Annotated in this window: 2 protein-coding genes and 3 pseudogenes; 2 read left to right on the plus strand and 3 right to left on the minus strand. The window is 57.4% G+C overall.

The features are described 5' to 3' along the window. Window positions 1-267 (minus strand): transposase (locus AC629_RS43305; RefSeq protein ID WP_084810710.1); only part of this gene is annotated, 267 nt, incomplete at its 3' end. Window positions 268-418: 151 nt separating this feature from the next. Between AC629_RS43305 and AC629_RS43310 the strand changes: the two are divergent. Together AC629_RS43310 and AC629_RS49635 are read left to right on the plus strand one after the other, a co-directional pair. Beyond that, a pseudogene (locus tag AC629_RS43310) lies at window positions 419-1,514 on the plus strand (pyridoxal phosphate-dependent aminotransferase). 239 nt (window positions 1,515-1,753) lie between these two features. Next, a pseudogene (locus AC629_RS49635) lies at window positions 1,754-1,942 on the plus strand (LLM class flavin-dependent oxidoreductase); the annotation flags it as partial. A 46-nt stretch (window positions 1,943-1,988) separates the two neighbouring features. Here the strand turns inward: AC629_RS49635 and AC629_RS43320 are convergent. Both AC629_RS43320 and AC629_RS43325 read right to left on the minus strand, forming a co-directional pair. After that, window positions 1,989-3,021, minus strand: a pseudogene (locus tag AC629_RS43320) (IS110 family RNA-guided transposase). Between the two features lie 129 nt (window positions 3,022-3,150). Beyond that, window positions 3,151-3,451 (minus strand): transposase (locus AC629_RS43325; protein WP_143199916.1); only part of this gene is annotated, 301 nt, incomplete at its 5' end.

The following is a 3,451-nucleotide window of genomic DNA, read 5'->3' on the forward strand; positions in this document are numbered from 1 at the left end:
CATGCGCAGCCGCTCGTTCTCTCGCTGCAAACGCGCGATCTCTGCCGCGTGGTCCGCCGACGGCAGCGTCGCCTGCGTTGTGGAGCGCCGCGTCGCCGCCGTCGGCTCCAGCCGGGCCGCTCGCTGCTCCACCCACCGCCGCAGCACGGAATCGCGCAGACCAAGCTCCTTGGCCACAGATCCGATCGAGAGCCCGCTCGACGCTATGAGATCAACCGCTTGCCGCTTGTAGTCGTCCGCAAACCACCGACGTTGACGTCCTTCCATCCGACACCTCCTGGCTCTTCGAGCCTACTACAGGTGTCCATCAATTCGGAGGAGGTTCAACTTCTATCGCCAAGCACTTTGGCCTTACCAGCCTAATGGTTCACATAGTGACACAATGCGAGAACTCTTGGCGCTCATGGGGTAAACAACTATGCTTGACGCAAAACTGAAGACCGTCCTTTCTTTGCTCTCGCCGGTCACACGCTGGCTAGACGTCCCGCCATCCGGCCGACTGCTCCGGACGCCAGCTACGTGAAGCTGGACGCCAATGAGAATCCATTCCCGTTACCCGCTATTGTTATGCGAGACGCAGTCGCAGCGCTTGAACGGCAGTACCTATACCCAGAGAGTGACAACATCAGCTTGAGGGAAGCAGCGGCCGCTGCCTACGGCGGTGCGACGGATCAGGTAATCGCCGGCAACGGTTCGTCTGAACTCCTTGGACTGATTTTCAGAGCTTTCCTCCTCCCTGGCGACCGCGTAGCGATGGTGTCGCCAGGATTTTCATTCAATCGCAAGCTTGCGATGTTGCAAGCTGCTCGCTTTCTTGAAATCGGATGTTCTGAACCTCAGACCCTGCCCATCGAGCAATTGCTTTCCGGCGCCGCCGCAGACGCCAAGTTCATTATGCTCGCTAATCCGAATAATCCGACCGGACTCTTCGTTCCGATCGATGAAATCTGTTGGCACGCAATGATCGTCTGGTCGTCTTGGACGAGGCTTACGTCGACTTTGCACCCGACAATGGTTTGCGGCTCCTTAGCCAACATTCGACTCTTTTGATTCTACGAGCGTTGTCGAAGAGTTATGCCGCTGCGGGCATTCGCGTCGGGTTCGGATTCGGTCATCCCGAGCTCATTGGGACGCTTCGCAACCTGCAGAACGTCTTCAATATGAATGTGATCGGCCAGGCCGTCGGCATCAGTGTCCTCGCACATCGCGCCGCCCATGAACATAACCGTCGACAGATCAGAGACGAGAGGGAGAGAATTGCAGGCGAACTCTCTCAACTCGGGTTTCGCGTAACGCCTTCCCAAGCGAGCTTCGTGCTAGCCCGTATGCCGGAGGGGCACGATGGAAGATGGTGGCAAGCAGCGTTGGAGCAGAAGAAGATACTTGTCGCTTTCCTCCCCGATAAGGGACTTGAATCTTGCATTCGCGTTAGCGTCGGTACAGAGCCTCAAATGGCTGCATTTCTCGCAGCCATTCGCGATATATCTGCGCGCCTAAAGATGCGCGCTTTCTGATGCGGACCCATTGCGAACGACGCTGCCGCGAAGATGTAAGATGACGCAGAGGGATGTATATCACGCCATGAACCATGAACAGCGATAACCCTCTGCGGTGAGCTGCTACTTCAGCCGCCCCGAAGAAGACCCTACGAGCGGTCGGCCTAAAGCACGCAGGACCTATCGACCCCTCGATGGCTTGACGCGAACAGGACTCCCAATGTCCTACAATCGGAGCGTATCAAGCGAAAAATGGCATTCATCCAAATCTGACATGCGGCATCTTCGACCATCTTGATGATGATGGGCGCGATGTTGCGCAACATTACGCCGATCGCCTCAGATTGGCGGAGGCATGCGATGCTCTTGGATTCTATGCCTATCACGTGGCAGAGCACCACTGCACGCCTCACGGGAGAGGACCTTCGCCGAATTTGTTCTTGGCGGGACATCGCTAGTCCGGCGGACCGGACCAGGAGCCGAGAAACAGGATCACGCTTCCTTCGCCTGACCCCAGTCGAACGACGTGCCATCGACCCAGACGCAGTGGAGGATCACGGCGATCTTCCGGGCGATGGCGACTTTTGCCTTTCTCATGCCAATCCGCTTGGCAAGCTTCATTCCCCAGGCCTTGAGAGAAGACCATTTCTTCGTCCGGTGAAAGCAGAACGGTCGCCGCCTCGAAAAGATAAGTCCGGAGAAGACGGTCACCCCATCGGGATATCTTGCCATTGCTGTCGGTCCCGCCAGATTGGCTGCGCCGCGGGGTGAGACCCAGATAGGCGCCGACGCTGGATCCCGATCGGAAGCGCGATGGGTCATCGATCGTATGACGGAACGTCAAGGCAGTCACAACGCCGACGCCCGGAACTGTCATCAGCCGCCGCGCCGTTTCATCTGACTTAGCCAATTGGCGAATTTCGTTATCGAATTTGCTTTGTTGTTTGCAGACCTGCTCGTGGATCGACAAAAGTGGCGCGATCACACTGAGGAGCTGGTGATCTTCGCCCAATAGCTCGCGGACCTGATTGCGAAACTGCAAGCCGATTGCACGTGGAAACAGCAAGCCGTATTCTTTGATCAGACTGCGGACCTGGTTCTCGATATCTCGACGAATGGCCACGAGCCGGGGTCTCGCGACGAGCATCGCGCGAATCTTCTGACTTTTTTTTTCGCTCTTGACTTTGACTTCTCGATACCAGCCAACCCGCACCAGTTCAGCTAGACCTCGCGCGTCATTTTGATCGCTCTTGTTCATGCGTACGGACAGAGCCGCGTGGGCATGCCGCGCGTCGATGCAAACCACTGGATGGTCAACCCTACGAAGTTCATGCCACAGCCAACTCGCCATCGCCCCGGTCTCAAAACCAATGCGCTCCGCATGTGGCGCCCGCTTGCGGAGCAGCGCGGTGAGCGCTCCCGGGTCGGACTTCGCCTTCCCCTCGAACAAGACCTGACCTACTTCGTTGACAACGCGAACCGAGGTTTCTTTTTGCGAGACGTCCAGCCCAACATACTGCTTCATAGCCCCCCCCTCCGGTTTAAAAGATTGCGGGAAGGCCTGAAGATAGCGGATCTTTCGTGCCGCGAGCGCCGACCGCAATTACGTCATCGTCTGCAATATTGGCTCTGACGCAATTCTGGTGCAGCTCACTCATTCGGCACCTATCAGTCTGGCTTGAAGCAGATCGATTTTTCCGCGGCCGTACATTTGGCGTCTTACGAGCTTGAGGCGAGTAATCTGACCTTCAGTCTGTCCGTTGGACCAGGGCGACGTGATTGCCGCTCGAACCGCTGCTTCATCGTTCGTTACGCCGCGGGCGAATGAGGCGACGAGGCTGGCGCGAACGCGCTCGATCCAGGATGACAACTCAGCGGCGGCTCTGCGCCGGATCATCCCGTGGAATTCGGCTACGATCTCTCGAGCTTCGACAAGGGTGGGAACGCCAGCTTCG

Origin of the sequence: Bradyrhizobium sp. NAS80.1 (genome assembly GCF_001908205.1) — a bacterium.
GTDB lineage: Bacteria > Pseudomonadota > Alphaproteobacteria > Rhizobiales > Xanthobacteraceae > Bradyrhizobium.